Annotated in this window: 19 protein-coding genes and 1 tRNA gene; 8 read left to right on the plus strand and 12 right to left on the minus strand. The window is 57.7% G+C overall.

Going from position 1 to position 20,471, the window contains the following annotated elements:
- Positions 1-54: 54 nt before the first annotated feature.
- A complete protein-coding gene (gene glnE, locus AFK65_RS16265) occupies positions 55-2,892 on the minus strand; it encodes a bifunctional [glutamate--ammonia ligase]-adenylyl-L-tyrosine phosphorylase/[glutamate--ammonia-ligase] adenylyltransferase (RefSeq protein ID WP_038856332.1) in 2,838 nt (945 codons plus the stop codon).
- A 19-nt stretch (positions 2,893-2,911) separates the two neighbouring features.
- On the minus strand, positions 2,912-4,213 hold the full coding sequence (locus tag AFK65_RS16270; RefSeq protein WP_038856331.1) for a CYTH domain-containing protein: 1,302 nt from the start codon (positions 4,211-4,213) through the stop codon (positions 2,912-2,914).
- 250 nt (positions 4,214-4,463) lie between these two features.
- Here AFK65_RS16270 and AFK65_RS16275 point away from each other — a divergent pair, with 250 nt between their 5' ends.
- Together AFK65_RS16275 and AFK65_RS16280 are read left to right on the plus strand one after the other, a co-directional pair.
- Positions 4,464-5,078 carry a TIGR04211 family SH3 domain-containing protein gene (locus AFK65_RS16275; RefSeq protein ID WP_007707318.1) on the plus strand — a complete coding sequence of 205 codons (615 nt, stop codon included), beginning with the start codon at positions 4,464-4,466 and terminating at the stop codon, positions 5,076-5,078.
- 95 nt (positions 5,079-5,173) lie between these two features.
- Positions 5,174-6,421, plus strand: coding sequence for a multifunctional CCA addition/repair protein (locus AFK65_RS16280; RefSeq protein WP_007707317.1), 1,248 nt, complete (start codon positions 5,174-5,176; stop codon positions 6,419-6,421).
- A 5-nt stretch (positions 6,422-6,426) separates the two neighbouring features.
- Here the strand turns inward: AFK65_RS16280 and bacA are convergent, their stop codons facing one another.
- Positions 6,427-7,245 (minus strand): undecaprenyl-diphosphate phosphatase, encoded by an 819-nt coding sequence (gene bacA, locus AFK65_RS16285; protein ID WP_007707316.1) that lies wholly within the window; start codon positions 7,243-7,245, stop codon positions 6,427-6,429.
- A 126-nt stretch (positions 7,246-7,371) separates the two neighbouring features.
- Entirely contained in the window at positions 7,372-7,731 is a 360-nt protein-coding gene (folB, locus tag AFK65_RS16290; protein WP_007707315.1) for a bifunctional dihydroneopterin aldolase/7,8-dihydroneopterin epimerase, read from the minus strand.
- 107 nt (positions 7,732-7,838) lie between these two features.
- On the opposite strand from folB, the gene plsY reads away from it, so the two are divergent.
- Positions 7,839-8,456, plus strand: a complete 618-nt coding sequence (gene plsY / locus AFK65_RS16295; protein WP_007707314.1) for a glycerol-3-phosphate 1-O-acyltransferase PlsY — start codon at positions 7,839-7,841, stop codon at positions 8,454-8,456.
- 36 nt (positions 8,457-8,492) lie between these two features.
- Here the strand turns inward: plsY and tsaD are convergent, their stop codons facing one another.
- Positions 8,493-9,506: a tRNA (adenosine(37)-N6)-threonylcarbamoyltransferase complex transferase subunit TsaD gene (gene tsaD, locus AFK65_RS16300; protein WP_007707308.1), complete on the minus strand. Its 1,014-nt coding sequence runs from the start codon at positions 9,504-9,506 to the stop codon at positions 8,493-8,495.
- 248 nt (positions 9,507-9,754) lie between these two features.
- Between tsaD and rpsU the strand changes: the two genes are divergently transcribed.
- The 4 genes from rpsU to AFK65_RS16320 all read left to right on the plus strand — a co-directional run bounded on the left by rpsU (position 9,755) and on the right by AFK65_RS16320 (position 14,574).
- Positions 9,755-9,970, plus strand: coding sequence for a 30S ribosomal protein S21 (gene rpsU, locus AFK65_RS16305; protein ID WP_001144069.1), 216 nt, complete (start codon positions 9,755-9,757; stop codon positions 9,968-9,970).
- A gap of 112 nt (positions 9,971-10,082) precedes the next feature.
- Entirely contained in the window at positions 10,083-11,828 is a 1,746-nt protein-coding gene (gene dnaG / locus AFK65_RS16310; protein WP_007707301.1) for a DNA primase, read from the plus strand.
- Between the two features lie 239 nt (positions 11,829-12,067).
- Entirely contained in the window at positions 12,068-13,912 is a 1,845-nt protein-coding gene (rpoD, locus tag AFK65_RS16315; RefSeq protein ID WP_007707299.1) for an RNA polymerase sigma factor RpoD, read from the plus strand.
- A gap of 242 nt (positions 13,913-14,154) precedes the next feature.
- Positions 14,155-14,574 (plus strand): hypothetical protein, encoded by a 420-nt coding sequence (locus tag AFK65_RS16320; RefSeq protein WP_007707297.1) that lies wholly within the window; start codon positions 14,155-14,157, stop codon positions 14,572-14,574.
- 52 nt (positions 14,575-14,626) lie between these two features.
- On the opposite strand, the gene mug is transcribed toward AFK65_RS16320, so the two are convergent.
- Positions 14,627-15,133, minus strand: coding sequence for a G/U mismatch-specific DNA glycosylase (gene mug / locus AFK65_RS16325; RefSeq protein WP_007707296.1), 507 nt, complete (start codon positions 15,131-15,133; stop codon positions 14,627-14,629).
- A 125-nt stretch (positions 15,134-15,258) separates the two neighbouring features.
- Between mug and AFK65_RS16330 the strand changes: the two genes are divergently transcribed.
- Positions 15,259-15,334 (plus strand) — tRNA-Ile (locus AFK65_RS16330).
- A 124-nt stretch (positions 15,335-15,458) separates the two neighbouring features.
- On the opposite strand, the gene AFK65_RS21295 is transcribed toward AFK65_RS16330, so the two are convergent.
- The 6 genes from AFK65_RS21295 to AFK65_RS16355 form a co-directional block, all read right to left on the minus strand.
- The gene (locus AFK65_RS21295) at positions 15,459-16,223 is read right to left on the minus strand and encodes a reverse transcriptase domain-containing protein (protein ID WP_115185109.1); all 765 of its coding nucleotides are present in this window, start codon (positions 16,221-16,223) and stop codon (positions 15,459-15,461) included.
- The gene (locus AFK65_RS22045; RefSeq protein ID WP_007707265.1) at positions 16,192-16,377 is read right to left on the minus strand and encodes a hypothetical protein; all 186 of its coding nucleotides are present in this window, start codon (positions 16,375-16,377) and stop codon (positions 16,192-16,194) included. Before AFK65_RS22045 ends, AFK65_RS21295 begins: the two co-directional genes overlap by 32 nt.
- Before the next feature lie 729 nt (positions 16,378-17,106).
- Positions 17,107-18,807, minus strand: a complete 1,701-nt coding sequence (locus AFK65_RS16340; protein ID WP_038856324.1) for a protein phage — start codon at positions 18,805-18,807, stop codon at positions 17,107-17,109.
- A gap of 2 nt (positions 18,808-18,809) precedes the next feature.
- Positions 18,810-19,358, minus strand: a complete 549-nt coding sequence (locus AFK65_RS16345) for a baseplate complex protein (RefSeq protein WP_038856323.1) — start codon at positions 19,356-19,358, stop codon at positions 18,810-18,812.
- On the minus strand, positions 19,330-19,602 hold the full coding sequence (locus tag AFK65_RS22280; RefSeq protein ID WP_236612714.1) for a hypothetical protein: 273 nt from the start codon (positions 19,600-19,602) through the stop codon (positions 19,330-19,332). Before AFK65_RS22280 ends, AFK65_RS16345 begins: the two co-directional genes overlap by 29 nt.
- A 1-nt stretch (position 19,603) precedes the next feature.
- Entirely contained in the window at positions 19,604-20,440 is an 837-nt protein-coding gene (locus AFK65_RS16355) for a P2 family phage major capsid protein (protein WP_007701034.1), read from the minus strand.
- Between the last annotated feature and the right edge of the window lie 31 nt (positions 20,441-20,471).

A 20,471-nucleotide genomic window follows, 5' to 3' on the forward strand; every position in this document is an offset into this window, starting at 1 on the left:
GAGAGACACCAAAATTTGCGCGCGATGATAGCACAGTTACGCGCAATCGCACGGTTACGCCGGGGCCAGCCAGCGCCGCCAGCTCTCGCGCACCTGTTCGCGCTCGGGCCCGAACGCCGTCTGCGCCACATGCCCTGGCTGTTCCTGCAAGGCCAGATGGTGCAGTTCGTCACGCAGCGTGACATAGGCGTGCGTGAGCGCTTTCGCCTCGTCCTCACGCATAATGTCATTCTGCGCCAGCAGCTCCAGAATGCGCACGTTATCGGACCAGCGCGTCAGCTTCGGCTGTTCCGGGGCGTAGCGCAGCACCAGATACTGCGTAATAAATTCGATATCCGTAATGCCGCCTTCATCGGCTTTGATATCAAACCGATCGCGGTGTTTATTGCCCAGGTGCGCGCGCATTTTTTCGCGCATCTCGCGCACGTCGGTTTGCAGCTTGTCGCCATCGCGCGGGGTGGCGAGCACCTCGCGGCGAATAGCGTCGAACTGCGCCTGCAGCGGCCTGTCGCCGTACACGACGCGGGCGCGCACCAGCGCCTGATGCTCCCATGTCCAGGCTTCGTTTTTCTGGTAATCGGCGAAGGCTTCGGCGGTGGTCACCAGCATGCCTGCCGCGCCGGACGGGCGCAGACGGGCGTCCACTTCATAGAGAATGCCGGACGACGTGCGGGTACTGAAGAGATGCATAATGCGCTGCGCCAGGCGCAGATAGAACTGGCGGCCGTCGATTTCGCGCTCGCCGTCGGTCATGACATCCGCCGGGCAGTCGTGCAGGAAGACTAAATCGAGATCGGAGCTGTAGCCGAGCTCCCAGCCGCCGAGTTTGCCATAGCCCACCACCGCGAAACCGCGCCCGTCGCGATCGCGCAGATGCGTCGGCTGGCCGTAGCGCGCCACCATATGCCCCCATGCCTGCTGCACCACCGCGTCAATAATCGCCTCGGCAAGCCAGGTTAAGTGATCGCTCACTTTCATCACCGGCAGCGTACCGGCGATATCCGCCGCGGCCACGCGCAGCAGTTGCGCCTGTTTAAACTGGCGCAGCGCCTCAAGCTGCTGCTCTTCGTCGTCATCCGGCACGCGCAGCAGATACTGGCGCAGTTCGTCGCGATAGGCGTCCATCGCCGTCGGCTGATAGAGCGTATTCGGGTCAAGCAGTTCATCAAGCAGCAGCGGATAGCGCGCCAGCTGACTGGCCACCATCGGCGAGGCGGCGCACAGACGGATTAAGTGCTTCAGCGCGCCGGGATATTCGCTTAACAGTTCAAGATAAGTGGTGCGGGTGACAATGCCGGTGAGCAGCGGCGTGACGCGGGAGAGCGCCAGCGCCGCGTCGTCAGGGCTTGCGCAGACGGCGCTCAGCAGAGGCGGCATCAGGTTATCGAGCACCTGACGCCCGCGCGGGCCAATGGTGCGCTTTTCGGTCTCCTTGCGAAAATCCGCGAGCGTCGCGAGGAACCGCATCCGGCTTTCCGCGCCCAGCCCGCTCAGCACCGGCGTGTCGTCGTCGGCATCGAGCGCGTCATGCCATAACTCACGCCAGCCTTCGTTCAGCGCCTCTTCGCCCGTTCCCGGCTCTTCATCGCCGATAAGCTCATTAAACACGCGCCGCACGCCCGCCATATGGCGCTCCAGCCGCGCGCTGAGCGCCTCCCAGCTCTCTTCATCCATCGCCCAGGCCAGTCGCGCGCGGTTAAGCGCGTCGCCCGGCAGCGTCTGGGTCTGCTCATCGTTAATGCTTTGCAGCAGGTTCTCGAGACGCCGCAGGAAGAGATAGGCGTCCCGCAGACAGGCGGCGTCGTCCGGCGAGAGCAGATGCAGTTGCTCAATCGCCTCAAGCGTCGGCAGCAGCGAGCGTTGCTGTAAGGACGGCTCGCGCCCGCCGCGGATCAGCTGGAACACCTGAACGATAAACTCGGTTTCGCGAATGCCGCCCGCGCCGAGCTTGATGTTATCGGTCAGCCCCCGGCGGCGCACTTCGCGGGCAATCATGCCTTTCATGTTGCGCAGCGACTGGATCACGCTGAAATCGATATAGCGGCGGAAGATAAACGGCCGCAGCATGGCGCGCAGCTCCTGGCTCCAGGCGTCGTCGTTATCGCCCATGATGCGCGCTTTGACCATCGCGTAGCGCTCCCAGTCGCGCCCCTGCTCCTGGTAGTAATCCTCAAGCGCCGCGAAGCTCAGCACCAGCGGGCCGCTGTCGCCGAACGGGCGCAGGCGCATATCCACGCGGTAGACAAAACCGTCCTGCGTGGGCTGGTCGAGCGCTTTGATGAGCCGCTGGCCGAGGCGCGTGAAAAACTGCGCGTTATCCAGCTCGCGGCGTCCGCCCTGCGTGGAACCGCCTTCCGGCCAGGCGAAGATAAGATCGATATCCGAAGAAAAGTTGAGTTCGCCGCCGCCGAGTTTTCCCATGCCGAGGATCATCAGCGGCTGCGGGACGCCCTGCGCGTTGCACGGCGTGCCCCATTCGCGACAGCAGGCGGCGTAGAGCCAGTCGCGCGCGGCGACGATAAGGGTTTCCGCAAGCTGGCTAAGCTGCGTGAGCGTCTCCTGCGTGGTGGCCTGCTTAAGCGTCTGCGACCAGGCGATACGCGTCATCATCCGACGGCGGAACTGGCGCAGCGCGCGCATCAGCGCCGCCTCGTCGTTCACCTCCGCGAGCGCGGTCTGAAGCCAGGCGGGGTAATGACGCCACTCGTCAGGCGCGGGCGGCGCGGCTTCCAGCTCGCGCAGCCATTGCGGGTGCGCGCTGAGCGCCTCGCGGACAAAATCGCTGAAGGTGAGCACCGCGCGCGCGTCATCGCTGAGCGCGGCGGCATCAAACGGCAGCCGCTCCACCACGGCTTGCCACTGCTGTTGCAAAGGGAGGGAGAGCGGCGTCATGCGGGTTTCCTGTGGTTATTTACACTTTCCCGCTGTGTCGCCAGAACGGCGCCTGCGAGATAGCCTCATTGCGGAAATGCTCAATTTCAATACGCTGGCCGGTTTCGATAGCGTGACGCAGCCCCTGCCAGTTATCGAGCCAGAACAGCGCGACGGTGTCGTCATAGACGCCCGCCAGCAGACGCAGCGCGTCAAGCTCGCGCGCAAGGCGCGGCAGCTGATCAACGTAGCGGTCGCCGAGCGGCTGACCAAACGCGGCTTTCAGCTCGGCGGCGTGACGCGAGAGGTTGATGTCGGCGAAGCGCTTCCAGGAATCCGCCATCTTCTGACGCCCCTTTTCATCAAGGAAAGGCTGCCAGCTACGGAAAATCAGCCATTCGGTGAGCGCCAGGCGCGCAGAGGCCTGAATGGCGCTAAAGGCAACCGTCTGGGCCGACGCGTCGGTCGCGAGCGTCGCCTCGCACTGGGTGAGCAGATCGCGTAAGCGAGTACTCGCTTTTCGGGGAACGATGCCGCCGAACAGCGCCAGCGTATGGCGCACCAGCGCAATGGCCTCTCGCACCTGCTGCTTCGCTTTATCGTTACCGCGCAGCCACAGCTCTTCGTGGTACAGCCAGTGATCGAGCGCCCACTCCAGCGACGCTTCAAGCCCCTGTTCAACCGTCGTTTTCGCAGGCACTTTGAGAAGCGTGAGCGGGCGCAGCGGGCGTTCAGGATTCCCCTGCGCCAGATGATAGCCGCGCGCCGCTTTGCTGAGGCTGCCCTGGCGAAGGCCCGGTTTCGCCACCAGCTGACGGGCGAACTTCAGCACATCGGCCGCCTCGCCCTGGAGCAGTTCCAGCTCCAGCTCGCAGATCGGTTCCGCCAGCTCGCCCGCTTTCACTTCGCCACGATCAAGCGCCAGTTCAATGCGGCTTTCACCGTAAGTAACCACCCACTTTTCACGCGCGAAATCGGTGCTGAAGAGCGGCTTCACCGCCGCCTGCAACGTCTCGGGCGACAGCCCTTCCGGCCAGACGTCCGCCGGGAAGCGGGCGAGCGCAAGCTCCGGGGATTCCAGCGCGACATTATATTCCGGGCGCTGATGCAGCCCGCCGGTCGTGCGGCCAGCCACTTTCATGGTCATTTCATAACGGCCATTATCGCCGCGGATACGCAGCCCCATATCGTGACGGCGCAACTGGTTGTCGGCGGTTTCGTAGTAGATGTTGACCAACTGGCGGGGGGCGCTGTGTTCAGCCTCAAGGGCGTTCAGCGCGGCGCGCAGCGCGTCAATCTGTTCCGGGTCGACGATAAATTTGAGTTCGATTTCCTGAGCCATGTCTCTGCTTTACTCGTTGGGTCACACTGAAGAAAACTCCAGCGAACTTAATAGCCTGGTATCTGTCAGTAGATAGTATTTTGCGAAAAATTGCCATGTTTGAGGCTTTTTGACGCCATCAAAATACGAAATTTGCCGCGGTGGCGGGCGACAGGCTGACCAGGAAGATTCCCATTCAGGTTTACGCTTTGCATCGTCAGACTGATGCCACTACTATCGTTCCACTTTCAACGACAATAACGACCAACTGATGCACAAATTACGTCTGATTTGCCTTTCCCTGCTTGCGCTTAGCGTCACTTTCCAGGCCGTTGCCGAAGAAAAACGCTATGTCTCGGATGAACTCAACACCTGGGTGCGTAGCGGCCCCGGTGACAATTACCGCCTGGTCGGCACGGTCAATGCCGGCGAAGAAGTCGCACTGCTCGAAAGTAACGGCAAATATGGACAGATTCGTGATGCCAGTGGTCGCACGTCGTGGATCCCGCTGGAACAGCTGAAAAGCGAGCCCAGCCTGCGCACCCGCGTGCCGGAGCTGGAAAATCAGGTCAAAACCCTGACCGATAAGCTGACGAATATCGACACCACCTGGAACCAGCGCACGGCGGAGATGCAAAAGAAAGTCGCCGCCAGCGACGGCATCATCAACGGCCTGAAAGATGAAAATCAGAAGCTCAGAAACGAGCTTATCGTGGCACAGAAGAAAGTGAACGCCGCCAATATTCAGATCGACGATAAACAGCGCACCATCATCATGCAGTGGTTTATGTATGGCGGCGGCGTGCTGGGCGTCGGTCTGCTGCTCGGTTTACTGCTCCCGCACATGATCCCAAGCCGCAAGCGTAAAGACCGCTGGATGAACTAATCCTCTCAGGGCAGTGCCCGCTGCCCTTTTCACTCACCATCTCCTCTACACTTAACGTATTATCTGTCGGCTGAATCGATGTCGGAGTGGAATGCGTGAAGAGTTATCTGGTTGGTGGTGCGGTGCGTGATGCCCTGTTAGGGTTGCCGGTAAAGGACAGAGACTGGGTGGTCGTGGGCGCCACGCCCGCCCGTATGCTGGCGCTTGGGTATCAGCAGGTCGGCAAAGATTTTCCGGTGTTCCTGCACCCGCAAACCCACGAAGAGTACGCGCTGGCGCGCACCGAGCGGAAATCCGGCCAGGGATATACCGGCTTTACCTGCTATGCCGCGCCGGACGTGACGCTGGAGCAGGATTTACAGCGCCGCGATCTCACCATTAACGCCATCGCTCAGGACGACTGCGGCGAATTTATCGATCCTTACCACGGCCGCGACGATTTAAAAGCGCGCCTGCTGCGCCACGTCTCGCCCGCGTTTAACGAAGATCCGCTGCGCGTGCTGCGCGTGGCCCGCTTCGCCGCGCGTTACGCGCATCTCGGGTTTCGCATCGCGCCGGAGACGCTTTCGCTGATGCGCGAGATGGCGGAGAACGGCGAACTGGAGCATCTGACGGCGGAGCGCGTCTGGAAAGAGACCGAAAGCGCGCTCACCACCCGCAACCCGCAAATCTACTTCCTGATGCTGCGCGAGTGCGGCGCGCTGAAAGCGCTGTTCCCGGAAGTCGATAAACTGTTCGGCGTTCCGGCGCCCGCCAAGTGGCACCCGGAAATCGACACCGGTATCCATACGCTGATGACGCTCGCCATGGCCGCGATGCTAAGCCCGGCGGTAGACGTGCGCTTTGCCGCGCTGTGTCACGATCTCGGCAAAGGGCTGACGCCGCCGCATCTCTGGCCGCGCCATCACGGCCACGGCCCGGCGGGCGTGCGGCTGGTGGCGCAGGTTTGCGAGCGGCTGCGCGTGCCGAATGATATTCGCGATCTCGCGAAGCTGGTGGCCGAGTTCCATGACCTGATCCACACCTTCCCGATACTCAAGCCGCGCACCATTGTGGGCCTGTTTGATTCGATAGACGCCTGGCGCAAGCCGCAGCGCGTTGAGCAGATTGCCATTACCAGCGAGGCCGACGTGCGCGGGCGCACCGGCTTTGAAGCGAAAGATTATCCGCAGGCGCGGCTATTGCGCGAAGCGTGGGAGGTGGCGCGAGCGGTGTCGCCAAAAGAGGTGGTGGAAGCGGGCTTCACCGGCCCGGCGATCCGGGAAGAGCTGACAAAACGGCGTATTCGCGCGGTGGCGGCCTGGAAGGAAGAACGCTGCCCCCAGCCAGCGGCTGAGGGCTAAGACGTTTACATGAAGACCGCGAAAACGGCGGCGGCAACGATGAAACGGTAAATAGCGAAAGGAATAAAAGAGATACGTTTGATGATGTGCAGGAAGGTTTTGATCGCCACCAGCGCCACGACGAAGGCAGTGACAAAACCGACCGCGAACATCGGCAGATCCGCCATCGTCAGAAAACCCATGCTCTTATAGAGATCGAGCGCCGTGGCGCCCATCATCATCGGCACGGCGAGCAGGAACGAGAACTCAGAGGCCGCGTAACGGCTCACGCCCACCAGCATACCGCCGGAAATCGTGGCCCCGGAACGCGAGAAACCCGGCCACAGCGCGAGACACTGAAAACAGCCGATAAAAAACGCCTGGCGGTAGGTCATATCGTCAAGCCCTGGCGCCTTCGGCTCTTTCGGTTTCAGCACTTCAGCGATAATCAGCAGCACGCCGCCGACCACCAGCGCATACATCACGTTAATCGGGTTAAACAGCGATTTGATGAAATCGTGGAACACCAGGCCGAGCACCACCGCCGGCACCATACCGAGCAGAATGTGGATAAGTGAAAGGCGGCTTTTGCCGAGCCCCTCATGCGGCGGGTGCCCGAAGTGGATGCCGATGAGTCCGAACAGGCGACGCCAGAACATCACGACGACCGCCAGAATGGAGCCTAACTGGATAACCACTTCGAATGTCTTCGCGGTATCGCCTTCAAACCCCAGCAGGTGGCCCACGATAATCATATGGCCGGTGCTGGAGACCGGCAGGAATTCGGTGAGTCCTTCTACAATGCCCAGGATCGCCGCCACCAGCAGCGAGTGCATATCAGTCATTCAGTAAACCCTCGTACCCCAAAAATAAGCGCTAAAAAACGCGGCCGTCAGCGCAACGGCCGCGCAAGTTCCTGCATTATGACCGGTATACCCGGGTTTGGTTTAATCATTATGAATTTAAATGTTTTAATTCGGATTATTGCTACGCTCAATCATAACGCCGACATTCGCGGCCTGCGCCACCGCGCCTGGCTTGCTTAATTTGATGCGTACCCAGGGAGCGTTGAAGCGCGTCAGAATGATCTCAGCCACCTCTTCCGCCACCCGCTCCACCAGCGCGAAACGGCCGTTGCCGACATGCTCCAGCACCGCCTGGGTGACGTCGGCGTAGCTCAGACAGTCGCGCACGTCGTCGCTCGCCGCCGCCGCCCGGTTATCCCAGCCGATTTCGATATCGAACACGAGTTTCTGCTCGATGGTCTGTTCCCAGTCGTAAACGCCAATAGTGGTGATTACCGAAAGTTGCTCTATAAATACTATGTCCATCACGGCCCTGCCTGTTTTTAGCCCAGCCGGATACCACTTCCGGCAAAATATGCGTATTATCCACAGATGCAGAGAATACAACGACATTTTCACAACGGAACAGCGTTATGAGTGCAATCGCGCCTGGAATGATCCTCCTCGCGTACCTTTGCGGCTCGATCTCCAGCGCCATTCTGGTCTGCCGCATCGCAGGTCTCCCCGACCCTCGTGACAGCGGTTCCGGCAACCCCGGAGCGACCAACGTCCTGCGAATTGGCGGCAAGGGAGCAGCCCTGGCGGTACTGATATTCGACGTGCTGAAAGGCATGCTGCCGGTCTGGGGCGCGTATGCGCTGGGCGTGACGCCATTCTGGCTGGGGCTTATCGCCATCGCCGCCTGTCTGGGCCATATCTGGCCGGTCTTTTTCCATTTTCGCGGCGGTAAAGGCGTGGCGACGGCGTTTGGCGCGATTGCGCCTATCGGCTGGGATCTTACCGGCGTGATGGCGGGAACCTGGTTTCTGACGGTGTTACTGAGCGGCTATTCATCGCTGGGCGCGATCGTCAGCGCGCTGGTGGCGCCGTTTTATGTCTGGTGGTTTAAACCGCAATTCACGTTCCCGGTGGCGATGCTCTCCTGTCTTATCCTGCTGCGTCATCACGATAATATTCAGCGCCTGTGGCGCGGCCAGGAAAGCAAAATCTGGAGCCGGTTTCGCAAAAAGCGGCCACAAAAAAAGGAGTGATGATTCACTCCTTTTCTTTATGGCTTTTCTGACGCGTTACGCGGCGGGCAGCTCCGACAGCGGCCAGCGCGGACGCACGGTCACGCCAAGCCCCGCTTCGCCTTTCGCTTTCAGACGCACCATGCCCGCATAAGCGATCATCGCGCCGTTATCGGTGCAGAATTCCGGGCGCGCATAGAACACTTCGCCGCCGCGTTTTTGCATCATTTCCGCGAGACGCGCGCGCAGCGTGCGGTTTGCGCTCACGCCCCCCGCCATCACCAGGCGCTTAAAGCCGGTCTGATCCAGCGCACGGCGGCATTTGATCATCAGGGTGTCCACCACCGCATCTTCAAACGCGCGCGCAATGTCGGCGCGGGTCTGATCGTCGGTGCCGTTATCGCGAATGGTATTCGCCGCGAAGGTTTTCAGCCCGGAGAAGCTGAAATCCAGCCCCGGACGGTCGGTCATCGGACGCGGGAAGGTAAAGCGCCCGGCCGTGCCCTGCGCCGCCATTTTCGACAGCATCGGGCCGCCCGGGTAATCAAGCCCCAGCAGCTTGGCGGTTTTGTCGAACGCCTCGCCCGCGGCGTCGTCGATAGACTCGCCCAGCAGTTCATACTGGCCGATACCGGTGACGCTAATGAGCTGCGTATGGCCGCCCGAGACCAGCAGCGCCACGAAAGGAAACGCGGGCGGATTGTCTTCTAACATCGGCGCCAGCAGATGGCCTTCCATGTGGTGCACCGGCACCGCAGGCACATCCCAGGCGAACGCCAGCGCGCGGCCGACCGTCGCGCCGACTAACAGCGCGCCCACAAGGCCAGGCCCTGCGGTATACGCCACCGCGTCGATATCCTTCGCCGTCAGGCCCGCTTCTTTTATCGCGGCCTGGATCAGGGGCACGGTTTTACGCACGTGATCGCGCGAGGCCAGTTCAGGCACGACGCCGCCGTAATCGGCATGCAGTTTTACCTGACTATACAATTGGTTGGCTAATAACCCGTTTTCATCGTCATAAATCGCGATGCCGGTTTCATCACAGGATGTCTCAATTCCCAGTACACGCATGGTTTTTCTTACCTCTCTCGCCTGCCGCGCAGTGTAGGGCCAACGGTGGCCGATGTAAAACTTTGCTCAACCCAGGCGGCCAGATAGTGTATAATACGTGCCCCTGGAATAGACCGCACAAAAACCGCGTTTCTGGTCCTGGCGGTGCTTTACAAAGCAGCAGCAGTTGCAGTAAAATTCCGCACCATTTTGAAATAAGCTGGCTATCTGATGCCAGCAGAACCGAATTAATCAAAGGTGAGAGGCACATGCCGGTAATTAAAGTACGTGAAAACGAGCCGTTCGACGTAGCACTGCGTCGCTTCAAACGTTCCTGCGAGAAAGCGGGTGTTCTGGCGGAAGTTCGTCGTCGTGAATTCTATGAAAAACCGACTACCGAACGTAAACGCGCCAAAGCTTCCGCAGTGAAACGTCACGCGAAGAAACTGGCTCGCGAAAACGCACGCCGTACTCGTCTGTACTAATTCCTCAGGGGATATCCTCCCCTGAAACAGACAGAGTAGTAGTTGTAGAGGCCGTGCTTCCGAAAGGAATGCGCGGCTTATTCTCGTTTATGGGCTGATAAAAACGGGGCTTATGGCTGGACGAATCCCACGTGTCTTTATCAATGATCTGCTGGCTCGCACCGATATCGTCGACCTGATAGACGCACGGGTAAAGCTCAAGAAGCAGGGCAAGAACTACCACGCGTGTTGTCCCTTCCATAATGAAAAAACCCCCTCTTTCACCGTAAACGGCGAAAAACAGTTTTATCACTGCTTCGGTTGCGGCGCGCACGGCAACGCTATCGACTTCCTGATGAATTACGACAAGCTCGAATTCGTCGAGACCGTCGAAGAGCTGGCGGCGATGCATAATCTGGAAGTGCCGTTCGAAGCGGGTAGCGGACCGACGCAAATAGAGCGTCATCAGCGGCAAACGCTCTATGAACTGCTGGACGGGCTGAACGGTTTTTATCGTCAGGCGTTACAGGCGCAGAGCGGCGAGCCAGCGCGGCACTATCTCGCAAAGCGCGGGCTGAGCGACTCGGTCATTGAACGTTTCGCGATTGGCTACGCGCCGCCGGGCTGGGACAACGCGCTCAAGCGTTTTGGCAACAACAGCGAAAACCGCAAGTCGCTTATCGACGCCGGCATGCTGGTGACCAACGATAACGGCCGCAGTTACGACCGCTTTCGCGAGCGGGTGATGTTCCCCATCCGCGACAAGCGCGGGCGAGTGATAGGCTTTGGCGGCCGCGTGTTAGGCGATGCGCTGCCAAAATACTTAAACTCCCCGGAAACCGATATTTTCCATAAGGGCCGCCAGCTGTATGGCCTTTATGAAGTGCAGCAAAGCGATCCGAATCCGCAGCGCCTTCTGGTAGTGGAAGGCTATATGGACGTCGTGGCGCTGGCGCAGTACGACATCAACTATGCGGTCGCCTCGCTCGGCACCGCGACCACGGCAGAGCATATCCAGATGCTCTTTCGTGCCACGAACACCGTGATTTGCTGTTACGACGGCGACAGAGCAGGCAGAAGCGCCGCGTGGCGCGCGCTGGAAACCGCGCTGCCTTACATGACGGACGGACGTCAGCTACGCTTTATGTTTCTGCCCGATGGCGAAGACCCGGATACGCTGGTTCGCAAGGAAGGCAAAGCGGCGTTCGAGGCGCGTATGGAGCAGGCTCAGCCGCTCTCGACGTTCCTGTTCAACAGCCTGCTGCCGCAGGTGGATTTGAGCACGCCGGACGGGCGCGCGCAGCTCAGCACGCTGGCGCTGCCGTTAATCAGCCAGGTGCCGGGCGAGACGCTGCGCATCTATCTGCGCCAGGAGTTAGGCAACAAGCTCGGAATTCTGGATGACAGCCAGCTTGAGCGGTTGATGACCCGGCAGGCAGATAATTCGCAAACGCGGCCCGCGCCGACGCTAAAGCGCACAACCATGCGTATACTGATAGGATTATTAGTCCAGAATCCTGAGCTGGCGCCCCTGGTGCCCTCGCTGGCGGCGTTAGATAAAACAAAGCTGCCAGGACTGGAGCTCTTTTCGGAGCTGGTCAATACTTGTCTTTCGCAGCCTGGTCTGACCACCGGGCAGTTGCTCGAACATTATCGCGGAACAAAAGAAGCCGCTACCCTTGAAAAACTCTCAACGTGGGACGATATAGCAGATAAGGATATCGCAGAGAAAACGTTCACCGACGCGCTGGACCATATGTTTGATTCCGTGCTGGAGTTGAGACTAACAGAACTAATCGCCCGCTCGCGCACCCAAGGACTTAGCGCGGCGGAGCGCGAAGAAGTGCGCATCATTACCGAGGCGCGCGCAAAGAAATAAATTCCGCGGCTTAATTGCCGATTGATGATCGGGTGCACCCGAGAGCCGCACTGCCGGGCAGCGGCAATAAGAAAACAGCCCGCACCGCCCTGTGGTTTTATATCGCTGTCGAAGCGTTCAGGCACTCAAGAGACGCCGTCGCTTGCAACATGTTGTGATATGAAATCCGGGGCATACGTTATTGTTGGCGGCAACGCCTACCGACACCAACCTCATGAAATAAGTGTGGATACCGTCTTATGGAGCAAAACCCGCAGTCACAGCTTAAGCTTCTTGTCACCCGTGGTAAGGAGCAGGGCTATCTGACCTATGCCGAGGTCAATGACCATCTGCCGGAAGATATCGTCGACTCCGATCAGATCGAAGACATCATCCAAATGATTAACGACATGGGCATCCAGGTGATGGAAGAAGCGCCGGACGCCGACGATCTGTTGCTTGCTGAAAACTCAAACAGCACCGACGAAGACGCGGAAGAAGCTGCGGCCCAGGTGCTCTCAAGCGTTGAATCTGAAATCGGGCGCACCACTGACCCGGTTCGTATGTACATGCGTGAAATGGGTACCGTTGAACTGTTGACCCGCGAAGGCGAAATTGACATCGCTAAACGCATCGAAGACGGTATCAACCAGGTTCAGTGCTCCGTCGCCGAATACCCGGAAGCGATCACCTATCTGCTGGAGCAGTACGATCGCGTTGAAGCGGGCGAAGCGCGTCTTTCCGATCTGATCACCGGCTTTGTCGATCCGAACGCCGAAGAAGATCTGGCGCCTACCGCGACGCATGTCGGCTCAGAACTCTCTCAGGAAGAGATGGATGATGACGAAGATGAAGACGAAGAGTCTGACGACGACAGCAGCGATGACGACAACAGCATCGACCCGGAACTGGCCCGTGAGAAATTCGGCGAGCTGCGTACCCAGTACGAAGTGACCCGCGACACCATCAAAGCCAAAGGCCGCAGCAACGCGGCGTCTCAGGAAGAGATCCTGAAGCTTTCCGAGGTGTTCAAACAGTTCCGCCTGGTGCCGAAGCAGTTCGACTATCTGGTGAACAGCATGCGCATCATGATGGATCGCGTGCGTACCCAGGAACGTATCATCATGAAGATGTGCGTTGAACAGTGCAAAATGCCGAAGAAGAATTTCATCACCCTCTTCACCGGCAACGAAACCAGCGAAACCTGGTTTAACGCGGCTATCGCCATGAACAAACCGTGGTCTGAAAAGCTCCACGACGTGGCGGAAGATGTTCACCGCAGCCTGCAAAAACTGCAGCAGATCGAAGAAGAAACCGGCCTGACCATTGAGCAGGTTAAAGATATCAACCGTCGCATGTCTATCGGCGAAGCGAAAGCGCGCCGTGCGAAGAAAGAGATGGTGGAAGCAAACTTACGTCTGGTTATTTCTATCGCCAAGAAATACACCAACCGCGGTCTGCAGTTCCTCGATCTGATTCAGGAAGGCAACATCGGTCTGATGAAAGCGGTAGATAAATTCGAATACCGCCGCGGCTACAAGTTCTCCACCTATGCGACCTGGTGGATCCGTCAGGCGATTACCCGCTCTATCGCGGATCAGGCGCGCACCATCCGTATTCCGGTGCACATGATTGAGACCATCAACAAGCTCAATCGTATCTCCCGCCAAATGCTGCAGGAGATGGGCCGCGAGCCGACGCCGGAAGAGCTGGCCGAACGCATGCTGATGCCGGAAGACAAAATTCGCAAAGTGCTGAAAATCGCCAAAGAGCCTATCTCCATGGAAACGCCAATCGGCGACGATGAAGATTCGCATCTGGGGGATTTCATCGAGGATACCACCCTCGAGCTGCCGCTGGACTCCGCGACCACCGAAAGCCTGCGTGCGGCGACGCACGACGTGCTGGCCGGTCTCACCGCGCGTGAAGCGAAAGTGCTGCGTATGCGTTTCGGTATCGACATGAACACCGACCATACGCTGGAAGAAGTGGGTAAACAGTTCGACGTGACCCGCGAACGTATCCGTCAGATCGAAGCGAAGGCGCTGCGTAAGCTGCGCCATCCGAGCCGCTCTGAAGTGCTGCGCAGCTTCCTGGACGATTAATCGTCTCTGGTAACGCATTTAAAAAGCCCTCTTCGGAGGGCTTTTTTATTGGCGGCAGGGATAACCGCAGCGGCCATTCTACGGTGCTTCTCAACAAGTTGTCCTGAAACGATAAATCACCGTGATGTGCGTGGATTAATCAGCAAAAACAATTTGTCATAATTATGGATTCTGAGTAATTTGCTGGGAGATTTTGCGTATAAAAATGAACCATCGCGTTGATAACACTGCAAGGACCCGGGATGAACAAGTCGCTGTTATTTATGACATGCGTTTTACTGGCCGGATGCGCCAGCCAGCCGCCAAAAAGCCAGGTAACGCCGCTCGCGCCAGCGCCCGCTCCGGTCGCCGCCTCGCAGCCTGCGCAACAGGCACCTGAGAACCAACCTTTCGCCGCTACCTCTGAAAGCACCAACAGCATGGCGACCTGCCGTAAAGAGCTCGACGCGCTCAAACACTACGGCCCGAAAACCTACAGCCGCTACGCCGCTGAAATGGACGCGTTGTCCGCGAAAACGGGTAAATATCTGGCGCTGAAAGACGGGATGACACCAGAGCTGAACGACATCGTTATTACGATGTATCAGTCGCAAATCAAAACGCTCTGCTTCCGCATCCAGTCGTCGCTCGGTAAGCTGATTATTGAACAGGCCGGCGGCTAAGCCACCTGCCCTCTTGATACGATAACGGCGCGGCGAAAGTTGCGCCGTTATGCTATCTGCCGCGCGCCACCAGCGCGTCGTCGAGTTCCCGGTAGGCTTCCACCAGCTTATCAAGCGAGGCGCGATTCAGGCCGCTCGGGTTGGGCAGCACCCAAATCTCCGTCTTGCCGATTTTCAGCTTCTGTTTACCCCACTTCACGCCGCGCTGGCTGAACGCCTGCTCATACGCTTTTTTGCCCAGTACCGCGAGCGCATCCGGCTGGAAATCTTCGATTTTTTTAATCAGATTACGCCCGCCTTCATGCAGCTCTTTTACGTCCACTTCGTTAGCCTGCACCGTCGGGCGCTCCACCAGCTTCGTGATGCCACAGCGCGTATCCAGCAGATGGCGCTCTTCCTCAGGCTTCAGCTGGCGCTCCGTGAACCCCGCCAGATGGATAACTTTCCAGAAGCGATTGCCAGGATGCGCAAAGTGAAACCCCGTATGCGCCGACGACTTCCCCGGATTGATCCCGCAAAAGACCACCCGCAGACCCGGCTCAAGAATATCGTTAATCACGTACTCTCCTGTTAACTCTCGGATCTGTAAAGTATAAAGCCTTACGCCGCGCTTGCTTACAAATTCAGCAGCCGCGACGCCGAGACTGGATTGGCGCCGCCAGTTACTTTATAATCCAGCGCCACGGCCCCTTAGCTCAGTGGTTAGAGCAGGCGACTCATAATCGCTTGGTCGTTGGTTCAAACCCAACAGGGGCCACCAAATTTTAGCTTTAAAATCAAATAATTAAGCCACTCGAAAGAGTGGCTTTTTTGTTGGCTACTTGATGAGTGTCGCAAAAGTGTCGCATGAGAATTTTGACGCAACCCTGCCTGGAGGAGGGTATTCACTTAGGAAAATGGTGGCGGGCCTGAGACGCGTTCACTGTATTGACATATTTAGCGATAGATTTACGCTCGTGCTCATTGCCTGATTTTGCAAATGCCTGTATGAAGAGCATCATCCTTTCCGACTCAACTTTTAAGTGCTGATGCCCCAGCTCCAGATTAAATACTGAAATTTTTGCGGCTGGACTTTGGGTTTTTGAGGCATTTAACTCATAGCGCGATTTTCTCAGCGCCTTACAGAGCACGTCAAAATGCTGGTTTAGTGTAACCAGACTCTTGCAAGAAAGAATAATATCATCCATATAGACAGATACCGTGACGCATCCAGATCGATGGAACGAATCGATAACATTTCCCGCATAAGAATTTTGCAAACAGAGTGTCGCCAGAACAGGTGATTGCGGATATCCATACGGAACAGCAAATTTATGCCCAACAGCATTAGGAAGTCTAACTGTTGAAAGTTTTGCTATAAGTCTAGCTTTGTCATACGGTATGATTTTTTTTAGTTCACGCGTAACTCGGCTTTGCGATGTTGACTCAAAAAAACCTTTAATATCAATCAAGCAGAAGTAATTATTTCTTTTGTGTAACCTAGCAGCAGCAACATGCCCTCCATTTCTTAAATGATAATAATACAATGGAAACCGCCAATTTTTCCGTATATACCGGTGCAGAGCGGAACCATATTTAATCATTTCTTCAGAAGGTATATGAACCCACTTGTTTTCTTTAAGAAGGAATTTGTGCTTCCACTTTTCCATCAGGAAATTCATCCCAACTTAAGCAGCAATAGTTAAGGACTATGTGAAGGTAGCCGTTTGCTTTCTCAACGAAAGCGATTAACTCGTTGAGAAGCTCAAGGGTGAATTTAACACCCATGGCGAACTTCACTAAGCCAAACAGATATTTCTTCATGTTTGTTACCTCTGTACTATCCTGACGCATCTTAGCGCAAGCGCATAGTCCAAACTAAAATCCCAGGGAGTCCCAGGGAGTCCCAGGAGTCCCAGGAGTCCCAGGAGTCCCGGAGTCCCGGAGTCCCATATGTCGTATACGACGAGTGTACAGAGGGCCGGAGAAAACGGCTAACGTCAGGAAATGTAAGAATACACTGAACTTAAAAACGTTTGCATCATATTTTCAGTTACCCCAATCGTCTCACATTATATTATTCTTTATAAAATAATGAGTTAAGTTATTCTGGCACACAAAAATCAGTAGTAACAATCAGCCCTCCGCCTAATAAAAAAACAAATAATTTATTGAAATTCAATAGGCTAAAGAAAATCTGATTTTCTTATAAGATTCTTACAACTGAAAAACAGTGAAATTTCTTTCAATGTTTACAGTTTCGTTTTTCTGGCAGAGTCCCAGCGCTGGCGCGGCCTGGCGATATCATTTGTAAAAAAACAAAACTGAAAAATTTTTGCGATCCAAAACTTGCAGGCGGGTGCGGTGTAGTGCCGTTTTTGTCTGCGAACGTTTTATTTTGTGGGTCTGCGGCTGCGCCAGCGCAACGAGGCGGGCGGGATCTGTTTCAGGGGTGGCGGTGGGTGGTTTGCGCGCTGCGGGCGCTGTGGTGCGTTCTGGGTGGGTTAATGACAGGCATAAAAAAGCCCGCGCACTGGCGGGCTGATTTTCGGATCAGGCAATGATGTTTTCATACCGGCTGCGGGTCTGTGTCGCCTGCGCCGCCGTCTGGCTGAACGCGGCGGCAGTGGTAGGCCCGCCGGTGCCGGGGTGTGAATGGCTGGCGCACTGGCTGGCCAGCTGTGCCAGCAGGTCTATGGTTTCCAGCATCATTTGCAGCGTGTTAACGCTTTCGCTGCCGATGTGTACCGTTGGCCCCATAATTTGCTGACCGCCCGCCGCGACGCTTTTACGCAGCTGCGCGATTTTCTCAGTCAGCCCGCCATCGGTCTGCGTCTCGATACCGCCCTTCGCGTGCGTTTTCTGCTGACCGTCAATTTCAGCTTCGGCATCACCTTCCACGCGGGCCAGAAACTTGCCGCTGGCCGCGATGGCGTAATCGCCGGTGGCCACATGCTGAACGGCACCGGCCAGCAGGCTGACCGCTCCCAGTACCGTGGTTTTATCCGTGGCTTTTACCGTGGTTTCACGGCTGACCAGCTCGCGGCGCTCCCGGTCAGCGGTCACTTCGCGGCTCATGGATGTTTCGCTGATGGTCTGGTCAGTCTTGCGCACCCAGTCACCGGCCTGCGTGACGCGTTGTGACACTTCCTCGCGTTGTTGTTGCAGCTGCTCACCCGGCTTCACGTCCGGCAGGCTTGTGCCATCCGGTACGGTCTGGCGCACAAACGGCTTATCCGCACGCCCGCCGGTAAAGCCCACTTCGACCAGCGTGCCTTCCGGCGGAAACTGGAACATCCCCGAATCATTACCGGCCATCGGCACCGGCAGCGGCACGGCGGAATACACCGGCGTGTTACCGTCCGGCTTACCGTCTGCGTCAAGCAGCTGCACGTCAACGGCGTAGCGCGGGCGGAACGGATCGGAAAAATTCCCGCTGCTCACCGGCTCGCTGTGCGCGACCACCCGCGCGAATTTCGGCAGATGCAGCCCGGACGCCAGCTCTGGATAATGCGCCTCTATCTGGCGCTGTACCGGGGTTTTCTGTAGGGGCCTGCCGGTTGCCTTATCGCGCGGCGTCCATGTGATGGTCATGTTGTCACCGGACAGGTTTACTTTCGTCACCCGCTGGCCGTTCACCTCCACACCGGGGCGCAGGGTCTGCACCAGGGGAATGGTCATGGTGTTGCCACCGGCAGCGCCCTGGTTAAAGTCGGCCGGAATCTCCACGGGCCGACCGGCAAACAGCGCTTTTTCCGCGCCGCCCAGGTAAAGAGATCCATCCGGCAACTGATACCAGACGTAATCATTCACACCGAACGCGCGACCCAGATTATCCAGCAGCTGGAAACCGCTGCCGGAATGGGTGAAGTGTGGGATCGGCCTGTCGCTGTAGGCCGCATCCGGCACCGTTACCGTGATGCCACTGTGCTCTGTCAGCCAGCTGGCGATTTCTTTCAGCGTGGGATGCTGGAACGAACAGGGCCAGCTGCGCTCGAACACGCCGACCAGCTCACGCACAAAGAGACGCTGGAAACCTTTTTCGGCGGGCTGTGAACGCTCGACGTAGCCGGTAAACCAGCGCAGCAATAAATCGCTGTACCCCACATCAAGCCGCACCAGTTTTCCGGTGTAGTCCGTGTCGGTTTCCACTGTGATAAATCCCCGCCCGCAGCTGTTCAGCTCAAGCGCCATATTCACATCAACCAGATGCACCTCATCCGTGGACAGGTACAGACGTTTAACCGGCTTCATGCTTACCCCAGCGCATCGTTAACAGGTTTAAGTACCTTGCGTTCAAACCATGACAGCGTTTCCGCATCCTCACCGGCACTGGTCTGGCTGGCTGCGCCGCCACCGGCACCGGCTTTTTGCGTTTTGCTGGTCGTTCTAGACGTCGCCCGCGCTTCGCGTTTTTCCTGCACGCTCAGATGTTCGGCCAGCGTGAACGTGACCAGCCAGCTCATGCGGCCATCCTGCGGCGGTGCGTCCACCGTGCCGGTAAACGTGGCTTCACGCAGGTTAACGGCGCGCGCCACCTCGTTGGCCACGCGGTAAACCTGCCGTTTGCCGCCTGCATCCGTGGCGTTCGCCAGGGCGAAAATGCGTGACAGCGTGCTGATTTGCTTAAACGGCACTTCACCCACCACGCGCAGTTCTTTGCCTTTGGCTCCCTGCTCGGCTTTTGTAGTGGCGCTGGTCTGCCCGCTCTGGTCTTTATCCTGGAATTGCTGGCTTATCGTCACGCGCATGTTTTTCAGCGGTATGGCTTCGCCATTAAGCGCCAGCATGATTGTCGAGGTCATGGATCATTCCCTTAATTCCGTCGAGATTATCACCGGCCAGCATGATGGCCGCGCTGTGTACGGCAGACGGCTGCGGGATGCCCTGCATCAGCGCCCGCGTCAGTGTGGCCGCGTCGCCCTTCGCCGTGAAAACCCAGGCGCGGGCGCTTTTGCCGGTTAACTGTGAAAGTCCGTCTGCCAGCTGAGAAAGCAGCCCGGCACGCTCGGCGGCGAACCCGGCAAGCGCAGTTTTCATTCCGGCCATATCAATACCGGCACTCGCCTGCGCCTGGGCGCTGGCCACGGCTCTGGCGTTCATTACCGCCCGGCTTGTTGGCACAGAAAGCGGCAGCGCAGCGGGAAGGCCGCCGCCACTGCGCGCCGGCAGCTGCATCCGTACCGTGGCAAGCTCCGCCGCCGAACGCGCCAGGCGGCTCACCTGCGTAAACGCAGGCGCCGGAAAAACGGCGGTCAGCGCATCGAGACGCTTTATAAAATCGTCCTGCGTCTGGCCGGTAATCCCCTTTGTCATCCAGCGTGACGGCATCGGTGATAATCTGCTTACCACTTTCAAAGCCTTTCATGAGCTTGTGCCAGCCGATGTTCACATCCTCGCCGTTCGGGTTTTGCTCCGGATCGGTTGTCTTTTCCACGCGATTACCGTTAAAACCGATGCGCAGCATATCCAGTGCAAACGCCTGGTTAGAGAAGGTCTGAACGAGGTTGAAAAACTCGTTTTCCTCTTTACCTGCATTTGCCCAGACGGACAGCAAATCCCACTTAAGCGCGGCGCAGGAATCGGTTTCGACCAGCTTATAATCGTTACCGTCCACACCGACGCTACGCATGAAGCGGCCGCCTTCCTTGCGCCCGGTATGCAGCGCCGAGGAACCCACGCTGACCACCTGGCCGGACAGCTGATCGACATCCGCACAGGTAATCATGTTGAGAAATTCCACCGCTTCCAGCAGCGCCAGGCGCAGCGCGGTTTCTTTCGGGTCAGTCAGCGAGAAATAACGGTCGGTCTGCTGGACGTTATAGCCCTGGCAGAGTGCCGCCGAATATGCGCCAATGAGATCACGCGCACGTTGATTAAGTTGCATAATATTCCCTCGCGTTAACGCGATATAAATT

Origin of the sequence: Cronobacter universalis NCTC 9529 (assembly GCF_001277175.1) — a bacterium.
Taxonomy (GTDB): domain Bacteria; phylum Pseudomonadota; class Gammaproteobacteria; order Enterobacterales; family Enterobacteriaceae; genus Cronobacter; species Cronobacter universalis.

Excerpts from the sequence above, each read along its gene's own strand:
- glnE (WP_038856332.1), bottom strand. The coding sequence starts at position 2,892 with ATGACGCCGCTCTCCCTCCCTTTGCAACAGCAGTGGCAAGCCGTGGTG.
- AFK65_RS16270 (WP_038856331.1), bottom strand. The coding sequence starts at position 4,213 with ATGGCTCAGGAAATCGAACTCAAATTTATCGTCGACCCGGAACAGATT.
- AFK65_RS16275 (WP_007707318.1), top strand. The coding sequence starts at position 4,464 with ATGCACAAATTACGTCTGATTTGCCTTTCCCTGCTTGCGCTTAGCGTC.
- bacA (WP_007707316.1), bottom strand. The coding sequence starts at position 7,245 with ATGACTGATATGCACTCGCTGCTGGTGGCGGCGATCCTGGGCATTGTA.
- folB (WP_007707315.1), bottom strand. The coding sequence starts at position 7,731 with ATGGACATAGTATTTATAGAGCAACTTTCGGTAATCACCACTATTGGC.
- plsY (WP_007707314.1), top strand. The coding sequence starts at position 7,839 with ATGAGTGCAATCGCGCCTGGAATGATCCTCCTCGCGTACCTTTGCGGC.
- tsaD (WP_007707308.1), bottom strand. The coding sequence starts at position 9,506 with ATGCGTGTACTGGGAATTGAGACATCCTGTGATGAAACCGGCATCGCG.
- rpsU (WP_001144069.1), top strand. The coding sequence starts at position 9,755 with ATGCCGGTAATTAAAGTACGTGAAAACGAGCCGTTCGACGTAGCACTG.
- dnaG (WP_007707301.1), top strand. The coding sequence starts at position 10,083 with ATGGCTGGACGAATCCCACGTGTCTTTATCAATGATCTGCTGGCTCGC.
- rpoD (WP_007707299.1), top strand. The coding sequence starts at position 12,068 with ATGGAGCAAAACCCGCAGTCACAGCTTAAGCTTCTTGTCACCCGTGGT.
- AFK65_RS16320 (WP_007707297.1), top strand. The coding sequence starts at position 14,155 with ATGAACAAGTCGCTGTTATTTATGACATGCGTTTTACTGGCCGGATGC.
- AFK65_RS21295 (WP_115185109.1), bottom strand. The coding sequence starts at position 16,223 with ATGGAAAAGTGGAAGCACAAATTCCTTCTTAAAGAAAACAAGTGGGTT.
- AFK65_RS22045 (WP_007707265.1), bottom strand. The coding sequence starts at position 16,377 with ATGAAGAAATATCTGTTTGGCTTAGTGAAGTTCGCCATGGGTGTTAAA.
- AFK65_RS16340 (WP_038856324.1), bottom strand. The coding sequence starts at position 18,807 with ATGAAGCCGGTTAAACGTCTGTACCTGTCCACGGATGAGGTGCATCTG.
- AFK65_RS16345 (WP_038856323.1), bottom strand. The coding sequence starts at position 19,358 with ATGACCTCGACAATCATGCTGGCGCTTAATGGCGAAGCCATACCGCTG.
- AFK65_RS22280 (WP_236612714.1), bottom strand. The coding sequence starts at position 19,602 with ATGGCCGGAATGAAAACTGCGCTTGCCGGGTTCGCCGCCGAGCGTGCC.
- AFK65_RS16355 (WP_007701034.1), bottom strand. The coding sequence starts at position 20,440 with ATGCAACTTAATCAACGTGCGCGTGATCTCATTGGCGCATATTCGGCG.